General features: G+C 67.6%; 16 protein-coding genes. 6 read left to right on the forward strand and 10 right to left on the reverse strand.

Going from position 1 to position 19,595, the window contains the following annotated elements; all coding sequences use genetic code 11:
• A partial coding sequence (locus tag AC5RWD_RS12535; protein WP_494020310.1) for a transketolase-like TK C-terminal-containing protein occupies positions 1-1,666 on the forward strand: 1,666 nt, incomplete at its 5' end.
• A gap of 158 nt (positions 1,667-1,824) precedes the next feature.
• Here AC5RWD_RS12535 and AC5RWD_RS12540 read toward each other — a convergent pair.
• Positions 1,825-2,016 carry a YegP family protein gene (locus AC5RWD_RS12540; RefSeq protein WP_494020311.1) on the reverse strand — a complete coding sequence of 64 codons (192 nt, stop codon included), beginning with the start codon at positions 2,014-2,016 and terminating at the stop codon, positions 1,825-1,827.
• Between the two features lie 184 nt (positions 2,017-2,200).
• Between AC5RWD_RS12540 and nboR the strand changes: the two genes are divergently transcribed.
• On the forward strand, positions 2,201-2,809 hold the full coding sequence (gene nboR / locus AC5RWD_RS12545; RefSeq protein ID WP_494020312.1) for a nicotine blue oxidoreductase: 609 nt from the start codon (positions 2,201-2,203) through the stop codon (positions 2,807-2,809).
• A 46-nt stretch (positions 2,810-2,855) separates the two neighbouring features.
• On the opposite strand, the gene AC5RWD_RS12550 is transcribed toward nboR, so the two are convergent.
• The 7 genes from AC5RWD_RS12550 to AC5RWD_RS12580 all read right to left on the reverse strand — a co-directional run bounded on the left by AC5RWD_RS12550 (position 2,856) and on the right by AC5RWD_RS12580 (position 12,130).
• Positions 2,856-3,536 carry a uracil-DNA glycosylase gene (locus AC5RWD_RS12550; RefSeq protein ID WP_494020313.1) on the reverse strand — a complete coding sequence of 227 codons (681 nt, stop codon included), beginning with the start codon at positions 3,534-3,536 and terminating at the stop codon, positions 2,856-2,858.
• 6 nt (positions 3,537-3,542) lie between these two features.
• Positions 3,543-4,523, reverse strand: coding sequence for an aldo/keto reductase (locus tag AC5RWD_RS12555; RefSeq protein ID WP_494020314.1), 981 nt, complete (start codon positions 4,521-4,523; stop codon positions 3,543-3,545).
• Positions 4,524-4,580: 57 nt separating this feature from the next.
• Positions 4,581-7,472 carry a molybdopterin-dependent oxidoreductase gene (locus AC5RWD_RS12560; RefSeq protein ID WP_494020315.1) on the reverse strand — a complete coding sequence of 964 codons (2,892 nt, stop codon included), beginning with the start codon at positions 7,470-7,472 and terminating at the stop codon, positions 4,581-4,583.
• A 2-nt stretch (positions 7,473-7,474) separates the two neighbouring features.
• Positions 7,475-8,455 carry an FAD binding domain-containing protein gene (locus tag AC5RWD_RS12565; RefSeq protein ID WP_494020316.1) on the reverse strand — a complete coding sequence of 327 codons (981 nt, stop codon included), beginning with the start codon at positions 8,453-8,455 and terminating at the stop codon, positions 7,475-7,477.
• Positions 8,446-9,888: an XdhC family protein gene (locus tag AC5RWD_RS12570; protein ID WP_494020317.1), complete on the reverse strand. Its 1,443-nt coding sequence runs from the start codon at positions 9,886-9,888 to the stop codon at positions 8,446-8,448. The genes AC5RWD_RS12565 and AC5RWD_RS12570 overlap by 10 nt, the downstream gene beginning before the upstream one ends.
• 175 nt (positions 9,889-10,063) lie before the next feature.
• Entirely contained in the window at positions 10,064-11,620 is a 1,557-nt protein-coding gene (locus AC5RWD_RS12575; protein WP_494020415.1) for an NCS2 family permease, read from the reverse strand.
• A gap of 15 nt (positions 11,621-11,635) precedes the next feature.
• Positions 11,636-12,130 carry a nucleoside deaminase gene (locus AC5RWD_RS12580; RefSeq protein ID WP_494020318.1) on the reverse strand — a complete coding sequence of 165 codons (495 nt, stop codon included), beginning with the start codon at positions 12,128-12,130 and terminating at the stop codon, positions 11,636-11,638.
• Positions 12,131-12,543: 413 nt separating this feature from the next.
• Between AC5RWD_RS12580 and AC5RWD_RS12585 the strand changes: the two genes are divergently transcribed.
• Positions 12,544-13,935 carry an 8-oxoguanine deaminase gene (locus tag AC5RWD_RS12585; protein WP_494020319.1) on the forward strand — a complete coding sequence of 464 codons (1,392 nt, stop codon included), beginning with the start codon at positions 12,544-12,546 and terminating at the stop codon, positions 13,933-13,935.
• A 126-nt stretch (positions 13,936-14,061) separates the two neighbouring features.
• On the forward strand, positions 14,062-15,321 hold the full coding sequence (gene ligD, locus AC5RWD_RS12590; RefSeq protein ID WP_494020320.1) for a non-homologous end-joining DNA ligase: 1,260 nt from the start codon (positions 14,062-14,064) through the stop codon (positions 15,319-15,321).
• 97 nt (positions 15,322-15,418) lie between these two features.
• On the opposite strand, the gene AC5RWD_RS12595 is transcribed toward ligD, so the two are convergent.
• Positions 15,419-15,592 (reverse strand): hypothetical protein, encoded by a 174-nt coding sequence (locus AC5RWD_RS12595; RefSeq protein ID WP_172411654.1) that lies wholly within the window; start codon positions 15,590-15,592, stop codon positions 15,419-15,421.
• A gap of 377 nt (positions 15,593-15,969) precedes the next feature.
• On the opposite strand from AC5RWD_RS12595, the gene pucL reads away from it, so the two are divergent.
• Both pucL and AC5RWD_RS12605 read left to right on the forward strand, forming a co-directional pair.
• Positions 15,970-16,878 carry a factor-independent urate hydroxylase gene (pucL, locus tag AC5RWD_RS12600; protein ID WP_494020321.1) on the forward strand — a complete coding sequence of 303 codons (909 nt, stop codon included), beginning with the start codon at positions 15,970-15,972 and terminating at the stop codon, positions 16,876-16,878.
• A 176-nt stretch (positions 16,879-17,054) separates the two neighbouring features.
• Positions 17,055-18,536: a nucleobase:cation symporter-2 family protein gene (locus AC5RWD_RS12605; RefSeq protein ID WP_494020322.1), complete on the forward strand. Its 1,482-nt coding sequence runs from the start codon at positions 17,055-17,057 to the stop codon at positions 18,534-18,536.
• 97 nt (positions 18,537-18,633) lie between these two features.
• On the opposite strand, the gene AC5RWD_RS12610 is transcribed toward AC5RWD_RS12605, so the two are convergent.
• The gene (locus AC5RWD_RS12610) at positions 18,634-19,389 is read right to left on the reverse strand and encodes an IclR family transcriptional regulator (protein ID WP_494020323.1); all 756 of its coding nucleotides are present in this window, start codon (positions 19,387-19,389) and stop codon (positions 18,634-18,636) included.
• Positions 19,390-19,595 lie beyond the last annotated feature (206 nt).

Below are 19,595 nucleotides of genomic sequence, written 5' to 3' on the forward strand. Positions count from 1 at the left end.
CGAGATCTGGAACCTCAAGCGCGGCGGGCACGACTACCGCAAGGTCTACGCCGCGTACAAGGCCGCGACCGAATTCAAGGGCAAACCCACCGTGATCCTGGCCAAAACGGTCAAGGGCTACGGCCTGGGCCCGCACTTCGAAGGCCGCAACGCCACCCACCAGATGAAAAAACTCACCCTCGACGACCTCAAGGAATTCAGGGATTACCTGAGAATTCCCATTTCCGACGCCCGGCTCGAAGAGGACCCCTACCGTCCGCCGTACTACCACCCCGGTCCGGACGCTCCCGAGATTGCCTACCTTCTGGAGCGGCGCCGGCAGCTGGGCGGGTCCGTACCCGAACGCCGTTCCGGCCAAGGGTCGGTGGAGATGCCGGACGCCAAGACGTTCGACGTCGCCAAGCGCGGTTCGGGCAAGCAGCAGGCCGCAACCACCATGGCGTTCGTCCGCCTGCTCAAGGACCTGCTCCGCGACAAGAAGTTCGGGCACCGGATTGTCCCCATCGTGCCTGACGAATCGCGGACCTTCGGCATGGACGCCTTCTTCCCCACGGCCAAGATTTATAACCCCGGAGGCCAGAACTACCTGTCCGTGGACCGGGACCTGGTCCTGGCCTACAAGGAGTCCGCCCAGGGCCAGCTGATCCACCCCGGCATCAACGAAGCCGGCGCCGTGGCAGCCTTCACCGCCGCCGGCACCGCCTACGCCACCCACGGCGTGCCCCTGGTCCCGGTCTACGTGTTCTACTCCATGTTCGGCTTCCAGCGCACCGGTGACGCCTTCTGGGCCGCCGCCGACCAGATGACCCGCGGCTTCATCATCGGCGCCACCGCAGGACGGACCACCCTCACCGGCGAAGGCCTCCAGCACGCCGACGGACACTCCCCCCTGCTGGCCTCCACCAACCCCGCCGTGGTCACCTACGACCCCGCCTACGGCTACGAAATGGGCCACATCGTCCGGGACGGCCTCGAACGCATGTACGGGGTCGCCGCAAGCGGCGAAAACGGAACCGGAGCTCTACCTGACAGAAACGTCATGTACTACCTCACGGTCTACAACGAACCCATCACCCAGCCCGCCGAACCGGAGAACCTCGACGTCGAAGGCGTCCTGAAGGGCATCTACAAGCTCGCGGCCTCCAGCACCGAAGGCCCCAAGAGCCAGATCCTCGCCTCCGGCGTCTCCGTCCCCTGGGCCCTCGAAGCCCAGCGGATCCTCGCCGAAGACTGGGGCGTCTCCGCCGACGTCTGGTCCGTCACCTCCTGGAACGAACTGCGCCGAGACGGCCTCGCCGCCGAGGAAGAAGCCTTCCTCAACCCCGGCCAGACCGCCCGCGAACCCTTCGTCACCAAGCAGCTCGCCGGTGCGCAGGGACCCGTCGTCGCCGTCTCGGACTACATGAAGGCCGTCCCGGACCAGATCCGGCAGTTCGTCCCGAACGACTTCGCCACCCTCGGCGCCGACGGCTTCGGCTTCTCCGACACCCGCGCCGCCGCCCGCCGCTACTTCAAAAACGACACCCACTCCATCGTCGTCAAAACCCTCCAGCTGCTGGCGGCGAGGGGCGAGGTGCAGGAGGGCGCGCCGTCGTACGCCATGGACCGCTACAAGCTCCTGGACGTCTCGGCGGGAACAACAGGAGGAGCCGGCGGCGACTCCTGAGCCCTCGAGCCCCTGCTGGTCCAGCCCGTCGAAACCCCGGAGTTTTTGTCCAGATAATGGCCGCAAAACACCCCTGAAGTCGCGATATCTGGACAAAAGCTCACATTAAAACGACGGCGGCCCTCACCTGGTGGTGGGGCCGCCGTCGCGATTCTCTATTACGTCAGGGACGTCCTGCGGTCAACAACGAAGCCTGTGGCTGCACTTTCCCGGACTGCCGTGATCCCCGCAGCGACTGCCTTGATGTTGGGAAAGCTGGGTGAAACCGCAACCACGGTTCCGTCATCGGCTGTCAGCCTGAACCGGTACTGTCCTGAGCCCGCCGTCTCGATTACGAATGTGCCTGCCATAGATGCTCCTTCCGACAGCTGCACCGTTGCAGCCGCCATTACGACCCCCAATTGCCAACACGACATATCCGACGTTAGCCGCCATTCACTGGACGAACCACCCCTACTACCGGGTAGCATTGCGCCGCACCCGCCCCAAACACCGGGCCCGAACGCCCTGTGCGGCATGGCCTAGGCTGATGCCATGACCGCCTCCCCCCTTCCCCGGACCACGGGCGTGCTGCTGGCGGCGGGTGCCGGCACCCGCTTGGGCCGCGGCCCGAAGGCGCTGCTTCCGTTCCGGGGACGCACCCTCGTAGAGGTCCTGGCGGACATGCTGCTCGACGGCGGCTGCCGGGGCGTCGTGGTGGTGCTCGGCGCGGGCGCCAGTGACGTCCGCGGGCGGACTGACCTCGCCCGGCATACCGTGGTGGAGAACCCGTTGTGGACCGGCGGCATGGCCAGTTCGTTCCGGACGGGGCTGGACAGCGCGCCCCCGGAAGACCATGTGCTGGTGGCGCTCGTGGACCAGCCGGGGCTGACCGCAGAGACTGTCGCGCGGCTATTGCGGGCACACCGGCAGGGCAGGGTGACTGCTGCCGGTTACGCCGATCCTTCCGGACAGCTCCGGCGCGGCCATCCGCTGCTGCTCGATGCATCGCTGCGCGTGGAAGCTGCGGCGTCGGCGGGCGGCGACGCCGGCGCCCGGCTTTTCCTGCAGGCCCACCCTGAGCTGATCGATCTGGTGGACTGCTCCGACCAGTCCCGCGGCGAAGACCTCGACACCCCGGACCAGCTGCACCTGCTCGGCTAGTTCAGCGGCGGGCGAGGACGGCGCGGCGGGCGAGGTCGGCGGACAGTCACGGGACCATCCCCGCCGCCAGAAGCTCCTGCAGCCCCTGTTTGAAGCGGGCCCTCCCGCCATGGGCCGGATGCCTGATTTTGGGCGCATCCACGCCGCTGCGGCGGAGGCTGGTGTGCGCAACGTTGCCCACGGCCACCACGGTTTCGATGGGAAAGATGCCGGTCAGGGCCTGCCAGAACGGCGTGCCCAGCGCCGCTTCCGCGGGTGTTGGAGTTCGGTTGGACAACGGCCGTCCGGGCACGTGCGTATGCCAAGGGCAGGCACTCCACAGCAGCGGGAGGAAGCGGAGCTCGGCCAGGACCTCCCACATCACGGTGGCCGTCGGTTCGGCGGCGACGCCGGCCGCGTCCGGCGGAAGCGCATAGCGTTGCCCAGTCTCGAAAAGCTTTGTTCCGGAAAGTCCCGTCCCGAAAAGCCCGAAGGGATTGGCCGGCCCCTCGAACATGGTGCGGTTGGTGAAGGGAACACCCGTGATCCTCATGCCCCGGAAGCCCGGCGCCTCCCCCACCAGCAGCACCTTCGGGGACCGGTCCAGCATGTCATTGAGATAGACCAGCAGGTTGTGCCGGCGCAGGGCATTGGCGGGGACCGAGTGATCGAAGAAGTTGGTGCACCCCGGCCCGGTTGCGACAGCGGCGAGCCGGTCTACGAAGTCTTCGATCGACGATGAGGCCACGCCCTGCTACCAGCGGGGGTGGACAGCCTCGCGGAAGTAGTGGTCGTAGATCCAGCGCACGCCTTCGTTGAACTCTGGGCTGAGTACTGTGCCGGCCGCGGCGGCGTTGGCCCTGGCCTGCTCCACGGACCGGGCACCGGGAATGACGGACGTGACGCCGTCCTGCGCAGCCACCCACGCGATGGCAGCCTGCGCGGTTCCGGAGCCCTCCGGTACCAGCTGCTCGAACTCGGCCACGGCTTTGAGCCCCAGCTCATAGTCCACGCCGGAGAAGGTCTCTCCGACGTCGAAGGCGTCTCCCGCGCGGTTGTAGTTGCGGTGGTCGTCAGCGGCGAACGTGGTTTCCTTGGTGTACTTACCGGACAGCAGGCCGGAGGCGAGGGGAACCCGGGCAATGATGCCCACGCCTGCGGCCTTCGCAGCGGGGAGCACCTCATCCAGCGGCTTGAGCCGGAAGGCGTTCAGGATGATCTGCACGGACGCCGTGCCCTCGTGCCGCAAGGCTTCGAGGGCTTCGTCGGTCCGCTCCACGCTAACGCCGTAGTTCCGAATGGCACCCTCGGCAACGAGCGTGTCCAGGGCGTCGTACACCTCGGCCCGGCTGTACACGGCGGTGGGCGGGCAGTGCAGCTGGACCAGGTCCAGGGCGTCGGTGCGCAGGTTGCGGCGCGACCGGTCTACCCATTCGCGGAAGTTTGCCAGGTTGTAGTTTTCCGGGCGCTGCTCCAGCCTGCGGCCCATCTTCGTGGCCACCGTGATGCCCGTGCCCGGGTTGTCGGCGAGGAACGCCCCGATGGCCTGCTCGCTGCGGCCGTCACCGTAGACGTCAGCAGTGTCGAAGAAGGTCACGCCGGCCTCCGCCGAGGCCGCGAGGATGGCCTGCGCCTGTGCCGGGTCAACGTTGCCCCAGTCCGCGCCGAGCTGCCAGGTTCCCAGTCCCACGACTGACACGTTCCGTCCGGTCTTGCCTAAGATGCGCTGTTCCATCCCCCGACTATATGTTGCCAACCCCACACTGGGTCACTTTGCGCCTCCGGCAGCGGTTCATGGGGCGCAAAGTGACTCCGCGTTGCCTAGACCAGCGGGAACCCCGCCCGCGGGAACGCCGTCTGCGGGAACGCTCTCCGGTGCAGGAACGAGTCCCGCCTCCTTCAACCCCAGGTAGATCTTGTCCCGGGCGATCGGCAGCTCGGCGAACCGCACGCCGGTGGCATTGCGGATGGCGTTGGCCAGAGCCGGGGCCACGGGGTTGAAGGGGCTTTCGCTCATGGACTTGGCACCGAGCGGTCCCAGCGCGTCGTTGGTATCGGCGAAGTACACCTCGCTGCGCGGCACGTCGGCGAAGGACGGGATGTGGTACTGCCGGAGGATGTCCGTGGTGACCCGGCCTGCGTCATCCACCCGGACTTCCTCGTACAAGGCGGCACCCAGGGCCTGGGCAATGCCGCCCTCGATCTGGCCCCGGCACTGCCGTGGGTTTACCACCACGCCGGCGTCCGCCGCCTGCACGCTCTGCAGGATCCGCAGCTCACCGGTCCCGGTGTTCACCGCGACTCTGAATCCGTGGACGTTGAAGGCCACCGAGCGCGGCGTGCCGCCCCAGCGCCCCTCGGCCTCGAGTTCGACGCCGGCTTGCCGGGCGGCGTCGTAAAGTTCCGTCAGCGGCACCCGGGTTCCCTCACAGACGACGGCGTCGCCGTCGAGCACGCACCCGGATGCCTGGATCTGCCGGATGCCGGCGGCGAACGCCCGGATGCGGACGGCCAGTTCCTCCGCGGCGGCCAGTGTGGCCTTTCCGGCCACCACGGTGCCGGCCGAGCCGAAGGCGCCGGTGTCATGCTCGATCAGGTCCGTGTCGGACTGCCGGACGGCGACCCGCGCGGCGACGGTGGACAGCGCCGTCGCCGCCAGCTGCGCGTGGACAGTGGTGGTGCCGTTGCCGAATTCGGCTGTCCCGACGTCGGCGGCGTACGTTCCGTCGGCCAGGAGCCGGAGCCTGGAATGGGCGAAATGGCCCCGCGGCGGCACGGTGTCGATCATGGACAGCGCCGTGCCCTCCCCCGTGACCCAGCCCGGGCCGAGGTCATCGAGGCCGGCGGACCGGTAGCGCTCACGGCCGCGCTTCAGCGCATCCTGCACCAGGCGGGTGCACTGGTCCAGCCCGTAGCTGCCGCAGTGGACGTCCTCCTCAGGCTCGGAGTGGGTAGAGAGCATGTCGTCGCCCTCGCGGACCATGTTGCGGCGGCGGAACTCCAGCGGGTCCATGCCGATTCCCGCGGCCAGTTCGTCGATGGCCGATTCGATGGCGAAGATCATCTGGCTGAGCCCGTAGCCGCGGAAGGCGCCGGACGGCACGGTGTTGGTGTAGGCCGCGAGCGCGTCGACCTTCTTGTTGGCGCACTTGTAAACAGCCAGGGATTCGCCGCAGCCGTGGAACATGACCCCGGGGGCGTGGTTGCCGTAGGCCCCCGTGTTGGTGAGGACGTCCAGTTGCAGCGCCGTGAGCCTGCCGTCATTGCTGGCGCCCGCCTTGAGCTTGATGGTGAACGGGTGCCGCGTGGTGCTGGCCGTGAACTGCTCGGTCCGGGTGAACTCCAGCTGTACGGGCCGCCGCAGTTTCAGGGCCGCGAGCGCGGCGATGTCCTCGGTGAGTACCTCCTGCTTTCCGCCGAATCCGCCGCCCACCCGGCCCGCCACCACGTGCACCTGGTCCTCCGGCAGCCCGAACAGGCGGCAGAGCGTGCGGCGCACCAGGAACGGAACCTGGCTTGACGTGCGGACCTGGAGCCGGCCGTCGTCGTCCACGGAGGCGATGGAGGAATGGGTTTCCAGCGCCACGTGCTGGACGCGCTGGGTCCGGTAGGTCTGCTCGTGGATGAAGTCGGCCGCCGCGAAGCCGTCGCTGACGCTGCCAAGCTCGGAGTGCAGTTCGGCCACGATGTTCCGCTCCGGCTGGGCGATCCGCGCCGTACCGGCATCCTTGTCCCCGTGCAGGGCGGGAGCACCGGGCAAGATGGCGTCCTGCGGGCTGAACACCGCGGGGAGTTCCGCGTACTCGACGCGGACAGCGCGGACGCCCGCCTCCGCCGCCGCCACCGATTCGGCGACCACGGCGGCCACCCGCTGGCCGCGGAACCTCACCACGGTGTCGAGCAGCCGGGTGTCGTCGGGGTCATCGGTGTAAAGCTCATGCTGGGCGCTGGAATACAGCTGGTCCGGGGCGTCCTCGGCGGAGAGCACGGCCACCACCCCCGGCACCTCCATGGCCGCCGCGGTGTCGATGGACAGGACCCTGGCGTGGGCGTGCGGTGAACGCACGAGCTTCATGTGCAGCAGGCCGGGCAGCGCATCCGCCGGGACGTCCAGCGTGTAGCGGGCCTGCCCGGTGACCACTGCGCGGCTGGCGGGGGCCGGAACGTCGTCACCCAGCCGGCCGGGCTCCGGGGCGGGCTGCCCCTCGCCGGCGATGCCCGAGCCGGGCCCCTCCGGCGCCGGGTGGCCTTCGTGGCCGCAGACGGCGTCCGCGATGGCCCGGTAGCCGGTGCAGCGGCACAGGTTGCCCTTCAGGTTGCGCGGCAGGTTTTCCTTCTGCTCGTCGTCGAACGTGGCCGCCGTCATCACCATGCCTGCGGTGCAGAAGCCGCACTGGAAGCCCTGGCGCTCCAGGAACTGCTGCTGCACCGGGTGCAGGTCAGTCCCCGGGCTGGTGGCTGCGAGGCCTTCGATCGTGGTGACGTTGTGGCCCTCCGCGCGCACGGCCGGGTAGATGCAGCTGTGCACAGGAGTGCCGTCTACGTGCACGGTGCAGGCACCGCAGTCGCCGCCGTCGCAGCCCTTCTTCACGCCGAAGTTGCCCTGCTCCCGGAGGAACGTGCGCAGGCACTGCCCGGGCCGCGGCTGAGCCTGTATGGGCGCGCCGTTGATTTCCATGGCCATGCTCAGGCCCCTCTCTTCGTCTGCCGGTTCGGCTGCTGCTGTGCCGGCTGCTGCTGTGCCTGAGTCTGCCGTGCCGGCGTCTGCTGTTCCTGCCGCGGCGGCCAGAAGTCGCCTGATACTGTTGCCGGCGCTCCGGCCGGCAGGCCCAGTTCTGTACGGATTTCCTCAGCCAGGCGGTGGGTCATATCGCGGCGCCAGGCAGGCAGCCCGTGGATGTCGTCGTGGTAAAGGTCCGCCGGGATGGCGGCCTCAAGTTCGTCCGCAAGCTCCGGCCCGTCCGGCAGGGACCCGAACCGCAGCTGCACGGGGCGTTTGGTGGCGGCGGTGACGGTGAGCGTGAACCGGCCGCCGCCGTCGAGCCTTCCCAGCAGCAGCACTCCCGACCTGCCGAGGTTGCTCAGCGAGAGCCGGCGGAATGCCACCCGGGAGGACAGGGCCGACGCCGGCAGCCTGACGCTGCGGAGCAGCTCACCGGGTGCCAGTGCGTTTTGCCCGTCCCCGGTGATGAACTCGGCCACCGGCAGCTCCCGGCGGGAGCCTCCCGGGCCGAGGATTACGGCCGTACCGTCCAGTCCGGCGCACAGTGAGATCATGGGCCCGGCCGGCAGGGATGTGCACAGGTTGCCGCCCACGGTGGACATGTTCCAGACCTTGAAGGACGCCACGAAGGAGTCGCAGCAGGGCCGGATCAGGTCCAGGCCGGGCCAGTCCCCTGTGCCCGCGCTATCTTCTGCCAGCGTATCGGGGAGCGCGTACAGTTGGGCGACGGTGCAGGTGGCGGCGAGTTCGATGCCGGCCTCCGCCACCGTCACGGCTTGCCAGCCGGCGGAGCCGAGGTCCAGCAGGCGCCGCAGCGGCTCGGGGCCGAAGGCGGTGCTGCCGTAGGAAAAGAGGACTGTGCCGCCCGCGAGCCAGGCGTCGCCTTCGCGCCAGTCGGCGGGGTCGGTGGTGCGGACCACCGCCTCGATGGTGTTCATGTCCATGCGATCTCCTGGGATGCCTGTTCTTTGCTGTATGCCGGTTCTGCGTGGGCACTCCCGGCCGCGGGAAGGGAATGGATGGGTCCGGCGCCGTCCCGCAATGGAGTGCAGGCGGCGGAGCCGCTGCGCACCGCAATCAGCTCCGCGGTGATGGAGACGGCCACTTCCGCCGGTGTGACGGCGCCGAGGTCCAGGCCGATCGGCGAATGCAGCCGTGCGAGCAACTCCGGCGCCACGCCGGCCTCGAGCAGCCGGTCGATGCGCTGCCGGTGGCTGCGGCGCGAGCCCATGGCGCCGACGAAGGCAACATCAAGCTCCAGGGCTTCCTGCAGCAACGGAATGTCGAACTTGGGGTCGTGGGTGAGGACGCAGATGACCGTGCGGGAATCGATCCGGCCTGCGGCGGCTTCCGCGGCGAGATAACGGTGCGGCCAGTCGGTGGCCACCTCGTCCGCGGTGGCGAACCGATCCTGCCCTGCGAACGCCGGCCGGGCATCGCACAGCGTGACACGGTAGCCGAGCAGCTGGGCGGCCGGTACCAGCGCCGCGCCAAAGTCGTTGGCCCCAAACACCAGCAGCCGGGCCTGCGGCAGGCGGCTCTCCACCAGCAGCGTCACGGGTTCGGGCGACGCCACTCCGCCATCGGTACCGTGGGCGCCCCGTCGGGAACCGCCGCAGCCCTGCGGCGGAGCCAGCCGGACCAGCCCGGTACGGCCGCCGCGCAGCAGCGGTTCGATCTGGGCCGCCGCCGCCAGGAGCGCGTCCCTTCTGGCCCCGGCGTCAAGGTTCGAAGCGGGGTTCACGGGGTCGGAATCCAACGCGTCCAGCCCCAGCAGGGCCGCGAACTCAGCCGATCCCGCAACCCCAAAAGCGCTAGGATCCCGAACTACGACGACGGAGGGCGGCTGTGTCCGCGCCGTCCCCTCTGTTCCAGCTCCATGAATTCCGGCTCCCTGGGTTCCGGCAGCCCCCAATGCACTGCCAGAAACGGCCCCGCCGGACATGCTCCTGCCCACAACGCTTCTGCCGGTCGCAGCGTCGATGCGCCGGATCAGGGCCAGCGGTCGTTCCGGGTCCCCGGCGGCAAAGCTGCGGAGGTCCCCGAGCCCGGCGGCGCTGCCGTCCAGTGGCTGGATATGGACCTCCAGCTCGCCGCCGCAGGTGAGCCCGACGGCAAATGCGTCCTCGCTGCTGAAGCCGAACGCCTCAAGGCGGGTGCCGCCGTCGGCCATCACTTCCAGCGCCGAGGCAACCACGGCCGCCTCAACACATCCGCCGGAGAGGCTGCCGAGTACCTCCCCGGATTCGGACACCAGCATGGAGGTCCCGGTCGGCCGCGGCACGGAGCCGCTGGCGGTGATGATGGTGGCGACGGCGCACCGTTCCCCGGCGGCCGCCGGGCGCCAGCCGGCCAGAGAAGGCATCAGATCCAGCATGGCAGCACTCCCTCTTCCCCTGCGATGGTGCCCATTCTCGTTCCTATTCCTGGTAGTTGAAAGCGTTCGACGCCGGTCCGGCCCAGCGACGCGCAAACGGTCCGGGGATGCGCGGATTCCCGTGTCCTCCGGCCGTTTGCGCGTCGCGGGTCATCTTCCGCGTCCTGGCCGGGTCCTAGGCCCCGAGCAGTGCGCTGACCGGACCGCGCGCGAAGTAGACCACGAAGCCCGCGGTGACCACCCACATCAGCGGATGGATCTTCTTCGCCTTGCCGGAGGCCGCGCCGATCACAGCCCAGCTCACGAAGCCCACGCCGATGCCATTGGCGATCGAGTAGCTCAGCGGCATGGTGACGATCGTCAGGAAGGCCGGCAGTGCCACCGCGAACTTGGTGAACTTGATCTCGCGGATCTGCGCCATCATCATCGCGCCCACCACCACGAGGGCGGCGGCTGCCACCTCGAGCGGCACCACGCTGGTGAGCGGGGTGAGGAACATGGAGCCCAGGAACAGCGCCCCGGTGACCACCGAGGCCAGCCCGGTGCGTGCCCCCTCGCCGATCCCCGCGGCGGAGTCGATGTACACGGTGTTGGAGGAACCCGACGTCGCGCCGCCCGCCACCGCGCCCACGCCTTCGACGATGAAGGCGGACTTGAGCCGGGGGAACGTGCCGTCCTTGTGCGCCACGCCCGCGCTCTTGGCCAGCCCGGTCATGGTGCCCATGGCGTCGAAGAAGTTGGTGAAGACCAGCGTGAACACCAGCATCGTCGCGGCCAGGCCGCCGATCCGGCCGAAGGCGCCGAACAGGTCGAACTGACCCACGAGGCCAAGGTCCGGCGCAGAGACCAGGTGGCCCGACAGCACCGGAGTGTTCAGGTGCCAGCCGCCCGGGTTGGTTTCGCTGGCGGGGCCGATGTGCAGGATTGCCTCGACGACCGCTGCGAGCGCCGTGGTGGCCACGATGCCGATGAGCAGGCCGCCCTGGACCTTCCGTGCCACGAGGATGCCCATGACGAGCAGGCCCACGATGAACACCATGGTGGGGATGGAGGTGATGGAGCCGTTGTCGCCGAGCTGGACCGGGGGGCCGCCGGCGGTGGCCTTGACGAAGCCCGAGTCCACGAAGCCGATGAAGGCGATGAACAGGCCGATGCCCACCGTGATGGCGGCCTTCAGTTCCTTGGGCACCGCCCGGAAAATCGCGGTCCGCGCGCCGGTGACACCAAACAGGACGATCAGAATGCCGTTGATGACCACCAGGCCCATGGCCTCGGCCCAGGTGACTTCCTGGATCACCGCCACGGCAAGGAAGGAGTTGATGCCGAGCCCGGCCGCCAGGCCGAATGGCAAGTTGGCGATCAGGCCGAATGCGATGGTCATGACGCCGGCGGTCAGGCCGGTGACTGCGCCCACCTGCGCGGCTGAAAGCCAGCCGCCGGCGACGTCAGTCGGGGCGTTGTCCGCACTGAATCCGCCGAGGATCAGCGGATTCAGGATGACGATGTAGGCCATGGTGAAGAAGGTGACCAGTCCGCCCCGCACCTCCCGGGCCACGGTGGAACCGCGCCGGGTGATGTGGAAGAAGCGGTCAAGGAACGAGTTCGACGCCGGGGGCTTGGGGCCGCTGCCCCGCTGCGTTGCGCCGGTAGCCGGGTTCTTTTCGGGTGCCGCTGTCTGCCCTGTGCCCGAAAGCGCAGCCTGCTGTTCAGCGGTATTGTCCAGGATTGTCATTTCAGCCACCGGGCCCTAGTAGTCAATCCTGGAGTCGAGCGTGTTCCAGGTGTTGAACGGTTCCAGGATGGCCGGGGCTTCGGGGTGGCCCAGCTCGAGCTTGGAGACCGGCATCAGGGCATGGCGGTCCTCGTTGTCGAAGTACTCGTAGAAGACGGCGTCGTCGAAGCCTACGGAGGCGGCGTCGTGCCTGTCGGCGGCGAAGACAACCCGGTCGATGCGGGCCCAGAGCGCCGAGGCGAGGCACATCGGGCACGGCTCGCAGCTGCTGTAGAGGGTGGCTCCGCGGAGGTCGAAGGTGCCCTGCCCGCTGCATGCGCGGCGGATGGCGGTGACCTCGGCGTGGGCGGTGGGATCGTTGTCGGCGGTGACCCGGTTGACGCCGTCGAACGTCTGACCGTCGGCGGTGACGATCACGGCGCCGAACGGGCCGCCGCTGTTCAGGACGTTGGCGGTTGCCAACTGGATGGACCTGGCCAGGAATGCCTCGGCCGTGACGGTGGTACTCATGATGCGACTCCCTTTGCTGTGGAAGCCGGTACCCCGCGACGGAACGGAAAGGACCAAGTGCGACGGTTACCAGGCTTCAGCATGTGCTTTTGAAGGTTAAGTTGCGCCTGGTAGATAGCTTCCCGGAGTCCGGGTGCCCGCCTTTGGCAACATCGAGACTAGCACCGGAATGTGTCCCGCACCATAGTTTTCTGGAACTTTATTTTCGCTATGTGAAATTCGTGTTTCCGGCGGTTCACGCCGAACATTCCCGTTGCCTGTTCCCCCCGCTGTCACAAAGCGCGGCCATTGACCGCCCTCCCGCGCCCGCCCTACGCTGGTGCCGACTCGCCGCCGCCGGGCAGCGTGTCCCCTGGATCAGCAGACAGGACCACTGAGCTGGAAAGTATCAGCACGCTCAGACAAGGACCCCCATGACCCAGCTCTTTGACACTCCGTCGACGCCCACGCGGCCAGAGCCTGAATCCCTCTGGATCCGGAACCCGCTGGCCGCCTTCACCGCCAACGGCCTCGACGCCTCGGGCGGCCTGGTGGTGAGGGGCGGAAAGATTGCGGAGGTGCTTGGCGCCGGACAGACCCCTTCCGCACCCTGCCAGCGGACCTTCGACGCCGGCAGCCACGTTGTGCTTCCCGGCCTGATCAACACCCATCACCACTTCTACCAAACGCTCACCCGCGCATGGGGTCCGGTGGCCAACGCTCCCCTGTTCCCCTGGCTGCAGAACCTCTATCCCGTCTGGGCCCGGCTGACCCCGCGGGATCTGGAACTCGCGGCCACCGTGGCCCTTGCCGAACTGCTGCTATCCGGCTGCACCACGGCCGCCGACCACCACTACCTCTTCCCCGCGGGGATGGAGGACGCGATCGACGTCGAAATCGGCGCCGTCCGGCGCCTCGGCATGCGGGCCACCCTGACCCGCGGCTCCATGACGCTGGGAGAGGACGACGGCGGCCTGCCGCCGCAGTCGACGGTGCAGGCACCCGAGGCGGTGCTGGCCGACAGTGAACGCCTGATCCGCGAGTACCACGAGCGCGGGGACGGCGCCGCGATCCAGATTGCGCTGGCGCCCTGCTCGCCGTTTTCCGTCACCAAGGAGATCATGGCCGAGAGCGCAGCACTGGCGGACCGGTACGACGTCCGGCTGCACACGCACCTCGCGGAGACCCTCGACGAGGAGCAGTTCTGCCTGGAGACGTTCGGGCTGCGCACCGTGGACTACCTGGACAGCGTGGGGTGGCTGACAGACAGGACGTGGCTGGGCCACGGTATCCATTTCAGCGACGCTGAAATCGCCCGGCTGGGAGCTGCGGGAACCGCCGTCGCCCATTGCCCGACGTCGAACATGCGCCTCGCATCCGGCACCGCCCGGGTGCTCGAACTGGAGGAAGCCGGCGTGCCCGTGGGGCTGGGAGTGGACGGATCGGCGTCGAACGATGCCTCCAACATGATCCTGGAGGCGCGGCAGGCGCTGTACCTGCAGCGGCTCCGCTACGGCGCGCAGGTTCCGGTGGAGCGGGCACTCGGCTGGGCCACCCGCGGGTCGGCCGCGGTGCTGGGACGGCCCGACCTGGGCCATCTGGCGCCCGGCATGCAGGCGGATCTGGCCCTGTTCCGGCTGGACGGCCTGCGGTTCTCCGGCAGCCACGATCCCCTCGCCGCCCTGCTGCTGTGCGCCGCCGACCGCGCGGACCGCGTGATGGTGGGAGGGCAGTGGCGAGTGGTGGACGGCCAGATTCCGGGACTGGATGTGGCCGGCCTGGTTGCGGAGCATTCGGCGGCGGCGCGGCGGCTGGTGAACGGCTGACGCACCGTTCCGACAGGCTCCGTTTCGACGGTTCCCTTCGCACTCGATGCACGCAAACATCTTGCGCGCCGGGAACCATCGAAATGGGCCTATGCTGCGCCATCCGATCGTTGCTAGCGTGGCGCCATGACTCCGTCGAAGACGCCGGCCGAGATCCTGGACATCGCCGGCACCGAGGTCCGCATCTCGAGCCCGGACAAGGTGGTGTTCCCTGAGCCCGGGCTGACGAAGCTGGACCTGGTGCGCTATTACCTTGCTGTGGCGGATGGCGCACTGCGCGGCGCAGGCGGCCGGCCGATGGTGCTCAAGCGCTTCCCTAAGGGCATCGACGCGGAGCCGTTCTTCCAGAAGCGCGTGCCCGACAACCATCCCGACTTCGTTGACACCACGACGCTGCACTACGCATCCGGGACGTCAGCGGAGGAAGCCGTCATCCGCGATGCCGCCGGCCTGGCATGGGTGGTGAATCTTGGCTGCCTCGATCTCAACCCGCATCCGGTCCGCGCCGAGGACCTCGAGCACCCGGATGAGCTGCGGGTGGACTTGGATCCGATGCCGGGGGTCGACTGGTCGCAGATAGTTGACGTCGCGTATGTCGCGCGGGAGGTGCTCGACGACGTCGGGCTCGTGGGGTGGCCGAAGACGAGCGGATCGCGGGGACTCCACATCCTGGTGCGCGTCGCCCCGCAGTGGTCGTACCGGGACGTGCGGCTCGCGGCGGAGACCCTCGCCCGGGAAGTCGAAAACCGTGCTCCCGGCCTGGCCACCGCGCGGTGGTGGAAGGAGGAGCGCGGCGAGAGTGTGTTCGTGGACTTCAACCAGAACGCGAAGGACCGCACCGTGGCATCGGCGTACTCGGTGCGGCCGCTGCCTGACGCCCGGGTGTCGACGCCGCTCACCTGGGACGAGGTCCGCACCGCCCGGCCGGAACAATTCACGGTGCCCACAGTGCTAAAGCGCTTCGCCGAGATAGGCGACCCCCACACCGGCATCGACGACGCCGTCGGAGTGCTTGACGGGCTGCTCGCCCTGGCTGCCGAGCTGGGGCCTGCAGAGAAGGGCCCGCGCGGGGATGCCGGCCGCGGGGGCAATGGCTCCGGCCGCCGGCAGTCGGTGATGCCGCTCATCGAGGTGGCCCGCACCAAAACCAAACCGGAGGCACTCGCCGCCCTGGACGAGTGGAAGTCACGGCATGCGGATGTGGTCCCCGCCCTGCACCCGGCCGATGTGCTTGTGGACGGCATGCGCGGGTCAAGCTCACTCTGGTACCGGGTACGGGTGAACCTGCAGCACGTCCCCGAAGCGGAGCGTCCGCCGCAGGAGGACCTCATCGCCGACTACGACCCGTGGGCCGGCAAGCAGTGGCCGGGGTCATCGACGGCATGAGGACACGCCGGTGGCCCGGCGACACAGAAATGGTCCGGCGACACCCGGATGTGGGTGTCGCCGGACCATTTGCGCGTCCTGCGGCGGATAGCGCGTCCTATGGCCGCCGGCCGAAGACCGGAAGCGCCCGGAGCCACCGCGACAGGCTGCCGGAGCGCCGGTCGCAGTCGGCCGGGATGTAGAAGTCGGGGTCTGTGGCGCCGAACGGCAGGTACAGCTCCTGCCCGGGCGCCGGGAATTCCGCGACGTTGTTCTGATCCTGCGAGTCCATCTGTTCCTCCTCGTTTCTTGCCCTGTTCCGCTCGAATATTATCTCGCTAAGCGGAAATTAGTTTTTGATATGTGAAATCTTAGGAGCGATGCGGGCAGTGCGTCAAGACCCCTTCCCGGCGTCATCCGGCACCCGCCGGTCACAATCGGTTATTTGAATTTGTGATGTACACCACCGGCATGCTGCGGTACGCTTGAAGGCAATTCGTGGCGCACGTCACGTAACCTGGGAGCAGCAGGCAGGGTCGTAATGAGCTGGCATCAACTGATGTCGGCTCATTTTTTGTTTGGGTCGACGCCACAGGAAATGCGTGGGAAACACGCACTTAATTTCTATGTGGGACCTTCGTTCCACATACCGGAAGTTGGGAACAGACCATGAGCAACAAGATCGTCCTCGGCCACAACCAGTACGGCAAGGCCGAAGTCCGCGTCGTCAAGATCACCCGCGACACCGACCGCCATGAGATCGAGGACCTGAACGTCACGTCGCAGCTCCGCGGGGACTTCGAAGCCGCCCACCTCGAAGGCGACAACGCCCACGTGGTGGCCACCGACACCCAGAAGAACACCATCTACGCCTTCGCCCGGGACGGCGTCGGGTCCCCCGAGGCTTTCCTGCTCCGCCTCGGCGAGCACTTCACCTCCAGCTTCGACTGGGTCACCGGCGGCCGCTGGGAAGCCGAGTCCTACGCCTGGGAACGCATCCAGGCGCACGGCAGCGCGCACGACCACTCCTTCGTCCGCAAGGGCCAGGAAGTCCGCACCGCCGTCCTGGTCCGCGACGGCGCAGCCACCCACCTGATCTCCGGACTCAAGGACCTGACCGTCCTGAAGTCCACGCAGTCCGGCTTCGTCGGGTACCCGAAGGACAAGTACACCACCCTGCAGGAGACCACCGACCGCATCCTGGCCACCGACGTCTCGGCCCGTTGGCGCTTCAAGTCCGGCACGGATTTCAGCGCGCTGGACTTCAACAAGAGCTACGAGGACGTCAAGAGCCTGCTGCTTGAGGGCTTCACCGAGAAGTACTCCCACGCCCTCCAGCAGACCCTGTTCGACATGGGCGCGAAGGTACTGGAAGCCCACAGCGAGATCGAGGAAATCAAGTTCTCGATGCCCAACAAGCACCACTTCCTGGTGGACCTCTCGCCGTTCGGACTCGACAACCCCAACGAGGTCTTCTACGCGGCCGACCGCCCGTACGGACTCATCGAGGCCACCGTCCTGCGCGACGACGCCGAAGCGGCCGACGCCGCCTGGTCAGGCATCGCCGGCTTCTGCTAAGCCCTCAGTACCAACGGTTGAGCTTGTCGGGATCCTTGGGTTTCGACAAGCTCAACCACCGGTGATTGAGCCTCTCGAAATCCAGGGGCCCAAAAACCCGAATCTTTCAGCCACACCCGTTAGCCAGACATTGTTAGCCAGACGAAGGCGTCTGCCATGAACCAAGAAAGTCTGCCATGAACATCACCAAGAAAAGCCGCCCTGCGGCAACCCGCCCGGAAGACCAGCGCCTCTCCCTCGGCAGCACTTTCGCCTACGGGTTCCAGCATGTCCTCACCATGTACGGCGGCATCATCGCGCCGCCCCTCATCATCGGTGCCGCGGCCGGCATGTCATCCCAGGACATCGGCCTGCTGATCGCAGCCTGCCTCTTCGTCGGCGGCCTGGCCACCATCCTCCAGACCGTCGGCATCCGATTCTTCGGCTCCCAGCTCCCGCTCGTTCAGGGCGTATCGTTCGCGGGCGTCTCCACCATGGTGGCGATTGTCCACGGCGGCGGCGGAATCCAAGCGGTCTTCGGCTCCGTGATCGCTGCGTCGCTGGTCGGGCTGCTCATCACGCCCCTGTTCTCCAAGATCATCAAGTTCTTCCCGCCGGTGGTCACCGGCACCGTGATCACCACCATCGGCCTCACGCTGATGCCGGTGGCCGCCAACTGGGCCATGGGCGGCAACAAGGCAGCCCCCAACTACGGCAGCATGGCCAACATCGGCCTGGCCGCCGCCACCATGGCGATCGTCCTGCTGCTGAGCAAGGTGGGCAATGCCGCCATCTCCCGGCTGTCCATCCTCCTCGCGATGGTTCTCGGGACCCTGATTGCCTTCGCTTTCGGCATGGCCGACTTCTCCAAGGTGGGCACGGGCGAGATCGTTGCGTTCCCCACCCCGTTCGCCTTCGGACCGCCGACGTTCGAGATCGCAGCGATCATCTCCATGCTGATCGTCATCCTGGTGACGCTCACCGAGACCTCCGCGGACATCATCGCCGTCGGCGAGATCGTGGGCACCAAGGTTGATTCGAAGCGGATCGGCGACGGCCTGCGGGCTGACATGCTCTCCAGCGCCATCTCCCCGCTGTTCAACTCCTTCACGCAGAGCGCCTTTGCCCAGAACGTGGGCCTCGTGGCCATCACCGGCGTGAAGAGCAGGTTCGTTGTCAGCGCCGGCGGCCTCATCCTGGTCATCCTCGGCCTGCTTCCGGTCCTTGGCCGGGTGGTGGCGGCGGTGCCGACGCCCGTCCTGGGCGGTGCCGGCGTCGTACTCTTTGGAACGGTTGCCGCCAGCGGCATCCGGACGCTCTCCAAGGTGGAGTACCGCAACAACATGAACCTGATCATCGTGGCCGCGTCCATCGGGTTCGGCATGATCCCGATCGCGGCGCCGGCCTTCTACGACCAGTTCCCCTCCTGGTTCAGCACCATCTTCCACTCCGGCATCAGCTCGGCCGCGGTCATGGCCATCCTGCTGAACCTGCTCTTCAACCACCTCAAGGCGGGCAACTCGGACAACCAGTCAGTGTTCGTGGCGGGCACCGGGCGCGTCGTCAAGGAGGAGGAACTGAAGTGCCTCGCCGACGGCGACCGCTTCGAGGGCGGGAAGCTGATCGACTGCGACGGCAAGGAAGTCCCCATCCAGGCGGCATCCAGCTCCGAGCACTAGCGTCCGCTTAAGCGCGAATAGGCAGCAAATGCCCCCAAATCCGAGATTTGGGGGCATTAGCTGCCAGCTCGCGCTGTGGAAGAACGACGGCGGGGGTTTAGTTTTGGTTGAGCTCGTCAGAGATGGCCTGGGCTGCTTCGCGCAGGAGCGGCACGGCGCGGTCGGCGAAGGCCTGGTCCACGCGGGAGACGGGCCCCGAGACGGAGATGGCGGTGGGCGTGGGCGCGTTGGGCACTGCCATGGCGAAGCAGCGCACGCCGAGCTCCTGCTCCTCCTCGTCGATCGAGTAGCCGCGTTCCCGGATCCGGTTCAGGTCCGCGATCAGGGATTCGAAGTCGCCGATGCTCTTGGCAGTGGGCGTGGGCATGCCGGTGCGGGTCACGATGCCGCGCACCACCTCGTCGTCCAGCTGCGCCAGGATTGCCTTGCCCACGCCGGTGTCATGCGTGTGGGCGCGGCGGCCCACCTCGGTGAACATGCGCATCGAGTGCAGAGACGGCACCTGCGCCACGTAGATCACCATGTCCGAGTCCAGCACGGCCATGTTGGACGTCTCCCCCAGCCGGTCCACGAGGGACTTCAGCTGCGGCCGCGCCAGGGCACCAAGCTGCTTGTTGGCGCCTTCGCCGAGCCGGATCAGCCGGGGGCCGAGGGCGTAGCGGCGGTTGGGCAGCTGCCGGATGTATCCCAGCGCCACGAGCGTGCGCAGCAGCCTGTGGATGGTCGGCAGGGGCAGGTCCGTGGAGGAGGAGAGCTCGCTGAGCGTGACGTCGCCGCCGGCGTCGGTGATCAGTTCCAAAAGTTCAAAGACGCGCTCAACGGACTGCACGCCTCCGGTGGCTTTCTCAGCCATGTAGCACTCTCCTGTTGCCTCGAATACGACAACTCTTATCCGCATCGTGAAAAAAGTTGCTTAGACAGCCAAAGATACAGCAAGGGGCAGGGCCACGTCGATGGAAGCCCCAAGGGCTTGTATTTCCATAAAGAGGATAATAATATCCATAATACGAAAACATTCAGCCGAAGAGCCCACCGCCATCGGTGGGCCGAACCAGGAGG

Source organism: Arthrobacter sp. CMU6 (assembly GCF_059090205.1).